The sequence below is a fragment of the Rhizobium favelukesii genome, assembly GCF_000577275.2.
GTDB classification, from domain to species: domain Bacteria; phylum Pseudomonadota; class Alphaproteobacteria; order Rhizobiales; family Rhizobiaceae; genus Rhizobium; species Rhizobium favelukesii.
Genome location: NZ_CBYB010000024.1, coordinates 1 through 3,447 on the forward strand (window position 1 = coordinate 1; position 3,447 = coordinate 3,447).

Here is a 3,447-nt window from a genome sequence, read left to right on the forward strand (position 1 = left end):
CCACCGGCGCATCGCCTTCAACAGCTGCCTTATGGGCAGATTCAGTAATGGGGAGTAGGTGTGCCGGCAACGGCATTTTTCAGTGAATTGTTGCGCTTTTTGTCTCCATAACAGCGCGGTCCTGCGCCTCCATCAGCTCGGCCACCAATGGCCGGTCACAAACGGAGACGAACATGTGGAGACTTACTTCTCGGCATCGAAGCTGCTGAGGCATTTGCGGAGCGGACCAAGCGGACCATACCTTGACGGTTTCGCAGCCGCGCTCGAGCGGCGGGGCTAAAGTGCCGGCACGGCCGCGCGATATTTGCGGGCGGCAGCGCACCTCGGCCATGTCGTGACTCGGCAAGGGGCAATGCCCAGCGACATTGATCTGGCGGTGTTCAGCGAGCACTTACGCACTTGTCGATGTCCGCGCGCCAAGGGCGGGCGTCGCAACCACCACACCATTTTCGGCGCCAGGCTCTTTCGCCAGCACCTTGTCGAAATTGGCGTTTGCCAGTCCGCCGCCGCCGCATTGCAGCGTGCCGAGCCGTGCCTGCTGGCTCACTTCAAAGTGTGGCTGCGCAAGCATCGCGGGGCGTCCGATCCCACCATCAAGCTCTACGCCCGCGACGCCGCCCACTTGCTAGCGGCACTCGGGGACGATCCAGAAAGATGGGAACCAGCCGCTATTCGCAGCTTTTTCCTGGACCGCGCGAGCCATTGCGGCCATGGAACCGTCGAGAAACTGACGACCAGCCTGCGCGCGTTCTTGCGGTATCTTGCGGTCGAAGGCCGCTGCCGAGCAGGTCTCGCCGATGTCGTTCCTGGCTATGCCCATTGCCGGCTTGCCGATTTGCCGCGATATCTATCGGCGGAGCAGGTGAACCGGCTGATCGCGGCATGCGATGGCGAAGTCGTTGCGCGCCGGCGTGATCGCGCGATCGTCCTGCTCTTGGCGCGCCTCGGGCTGCGGGCCGGCGACGTGGCGCAACTCCGCCTCGACGACATCGAGTGGGAGACAGGCTCGCTGCGGGTCTCGGGCAAGGCGCGCTACGAGGTGCGTCTGCCGCTGCCGCAAGATGTCGGGGATGCGATCGCCGCCTACCTCGCGTGCCGCCCTTCAACCTGCCCGAGCGATTACGCGTTCCTGCGCAATATCGCGCCGTTTCGACCGTTCCGGAACGGTGACGGCATCTCGTCGATGGTGAAACGCCTCATGCAGCGGGCCGGCGTCGTGGCGCCAGTCAAAGGGGCGCACGTCCTGCGACACACGGCGGCGACCGAGATGCTGCGCCATGGCGTTCCGCTCGAGAAGATCGGGTTGGTCCTGCGGCACCGAGGCATCGACACGACGGCCCGTTACGCCAAGGCCGATGTCACGCTCCTGAAGCAAATCGCGCAGCCCTGGCCGGAGGTTCTCTGATGTTGAAGGCCATCGAGACTTATCTGGGCTCCGCCGTGCCACTGGATTCGCAATGCTGAATGCGGAATACTTGCTCAGGAGCTTTGCCGCCTTTGCGACCGAGCGTGGGCAATCGCATGTCCACACGCAAACCGCAACCGATTGGGCGGCGCGGGGACCGTCTGTCGCGCAACGCGATGCACGACTGAAAGCCGTCTGCCGCTTTGTGCGTCATGTCCGGGTTGAAGACGCCCGGCATGAGCTGCCGCCGGTTAATCACTTCGGCGCCCGCAAGACGCGGCGCTCGCCGCATATCTACCCGGCAGCGGAGATCGATCGCCTCATCGAGGCCGCCCTTCGGCTTCGACCCAAAGGCGGCTTGCGCTCACGGACCTATGCGACATTGATCGCACTGCTCTCAGTCACCGGGTTGAGGATCTCCGAAGCGCTGAAGTTGACGGTCGCCGACGTGACGCGCGACGGCCTGCTGATCCGTGAGACCAAGTTCCGGAAAACCCGCCTGGTGCCGCTACACGACACAGCAGTAGCGGGCTTGAATGGCGATCTGGCGCATCGCCGGCCCCTGTTCCGAGACTGATCCGGTGTTCGTTGACGCGCGTGGTCTGCCACTGCGCTACATTGCTGTCAAAGAGACCTTCGACAGGCTGGCGGCACGGCGGGTATCGTACCGGCGGCGAAGCGCCGCCCGCGTCTGCACGATTTGCGGCACACGTTTGCAGTGCGCGCGCTGCAAGGCAGTCCGACGGATCGAAGCCGAAGCGGCGCGCATATGGCGGCGCTTGCGACCTACATGGGTCACGTCAACATCTATGCGACCTACTGGTACCTCGAGGCCACCGCCGACCTCATGCGCGACGTCGCCGCGGCCGGTGAAGGGTTCATTACCGAAGGGGGGCAATCATGACGCCGATTGCTCCCCTCATCGAAGCGTTCCTCGGTGAGACACTCGCCCGCCAGCGGGGCGTCAGTCGGCATACGGGCGACTCCTATTCCCTGAGCTTCCAGTTGCTCTTCATGTTCGCTGCAAAGCGGCTGAAGGTCTCGCCATCGGCGCTGACGCTGGAGCAACTCGACGCCGGCCTCATCAGCGACTTCCTGGAGTATCTCGAGGATAAGCGCAAAAACGCGCCGGTGACGCGCAATGTCCGGCTGGCGGCCATCAAGTCCTTCTTCCGCTTCCTCAAATACAGGCAGCCGGCAGCCCTGGAGCAGGTCCGCCGCGTCCTGGCGATCCCATTCAAGAAGACGGATCAGCGTCTGGTCCCCTATCTCCTGCGGGAGGAGCTGCAAGCGGTGCTCGATACTCCGGATCCCGCCACGCGCGATGGCATCCGCGACCGGGCCATGCTGCATCTGGCGGTTTGTGCGGGTCTGCGCGTGTCCGAGCTGACGGGGTTGAATCTCGAGGACATCGACCTGTCGTCGATGAGCATTCGTGTCCTGGGCAAGGGGCGGCGGGAACGGACGCTTCCCTTGTGGAAGACCACGGCCGCAGCCCTGCGTGCCTGGCTCGCCGTTCGCGGGCGGGTTGCAGCGCCCGAGGTGTTCGTCAATGCCCGGGGAGAGCCGCTGAGCCGATGGGGCTTCGCCTATCTGCTCAAACAGCATGCAGCGACTGCCGCTCGAGCGCATCCCGGCCTCAACAAGAAACGCATCTCGCCTCACGTGCTCAGGCACACATGCGCGATGATCATCCTGCAAGCAACGCAGGACATCCGTTATACCAACGTGAGCGGTTTCTGACTCGTTTTGCGGTTTCCAAATCAGTTGAATTCTGAATCTCTGTCGCAAACGGAGGTTTGCGGATGACATTGGGAATTCCACTGCGCGATGACTTCGACGGTTTTGCCCTGCGGGCATTGGCCAAGAGCACGAAGGATGCGGCACAGGCTCGGCGGCTTCTTGCCCTTGCCGAAATCTATGATGGTCATTCACGCAGCGACGCGGCCAGGATCGGAGGCGTGACCCTGCAGATTGTCCGCGATTGGGTTATGCGCTTCAATGCCCGCGGTCCGTCAGGGCTCATCAACGGCAAAGCGCTT

Annotated in this window: 5 protein-coding genes; all 5 read left to right on the forward strand. The window is 63.3% G+C overall.

What is annotated here, in order from left to right; all coding sequences use genetic code 11:
• Positions 1-352: 352 nt before the first annotated feature.
• The gene (locus tag LPU83_RS27455; RefSeq protein ID WP_024319220.1) at positions 353-1,405 is read left to right on the forward strand and encodes a tyrosine-type recombinase/integrase; all 1,053 of its coding nucleotides are present in this window, start codon (positions 353-355) and stop codon (positions 1,403-1,405) included.
• Between the two features lie 52 nt (positions 1,406-1,457).
• A complete protein-coding gene (locus LPU83_RS73790) occupies positions 1,458-1,982 on the forward strand; it encodes a tyrosine-type recombinase/integrase (RefSeq protein ID WP_231052346.1) in 525 nt (174 codons plus the stop codon).
• A 141-nt stretch (positions 1,983-2,123) separates the two neighbouring features.
• Positions 2,124-2,309 carry a hypothetical protein gene (locus tag LPU83_RS73795; RefSeq protein WP_231052345.1) on the forward strand — a complete coding sequence of 62 codons (186 nt, stop codon included), beginning with the start codon at positions 2,124-2,126 and terminating at the stop codon, positions 2,307-2,309.
• A complete protein-coding gene (locus LPU83_RS27570) occupies positions 2,306-3,148 on the forward strand; it encodes a tyrosine-type recombinase/integrase (protein WP_024319219.1) in 843 nt (280 codons plus the stop codon). Before LPU83_RS73795 ends, LPU83_RS27570 begins: the two co-directional genes overlap by 4 nt.
• 62 nt (positions 3,149-3,210) lie before the next feature.
• Positions 3,211-3,447 (forward strand): helix-turn-helix domain-containing protein (locus tag LPU83_RS27590; protein ID WP_157997300.1); only part of this gene is annotated, 237 nt, incomplete at its 3' end.

What these genes read in the sequence shown, in the direction of transcription:
- LPU83_RS27570 (WP_024319219.1), top strand. Translation starts at nt 2,306, where the DNA reads ATGACGCCGATTGCTCCCCTCATCGAAGCGTTCCTCGGTGAGACACTC.
- LPU83_RS73790 (WP_231052346.1), top strand. Translation starts at nt 1,458, where the DNA reads ATGCTGAATGCGGAATACTTGCTCAGGAGCTTTGCCGCCTTTGCGACC.
- LPU83_RS27455 (WP_024319220.1), top strand. Translation starts at nt 353, where the DNA reads ATGCCCAGCGACATTGATCTGGCGGTGTTCAGCGAGCACTTACGCACT.